Consider the following 269-nt stretch of genomic DNA (forward strand, 5'->3'; position numbering starts at 1 on the left):
CCGACGGTGGTGACCACCTTGGTGAGCGTGACCTCGCGGCCGGCCGCAGCGCCGCTGAGCACCTTGATCGACGCCGGCAGCGCGTGGATGCCGCCGGGGCCGGTGGGTGCACCCAGGGGTCCGGGGCGCGGCGTGGTGGATGCCATCGGGCCGAAGCCCGACGCCGGCGACTGTGCTGCGCCCGGCATGGGCGGCTGCGCGCCCGGGCGCATGATCATGGTCTTCTCGTAGTCGCCGCCCTCTTCGACCAGGTACTTGATCTTGTACTT

The 269-nt window shown here is 71.7% G+C and carries 1 pseudogene; it reads right to left on the reverse strand.

Going from position 1 to position 269, the window contains the following annotated elements:
• Positions 1-269: pseudogene (locus tag L6Q67_RS23125) on the reverse strand (hypothetical protein); the annotation flags it as partial.

It is taken from the genome of Zoogloea sp. (genome assembly GCF_023150065.1).
Lineage (GTDB): Bacteria > Pseudomonadota > Gammaproteobacteria > Burkholderiales > Rhodocyclaceae > Zoogloea.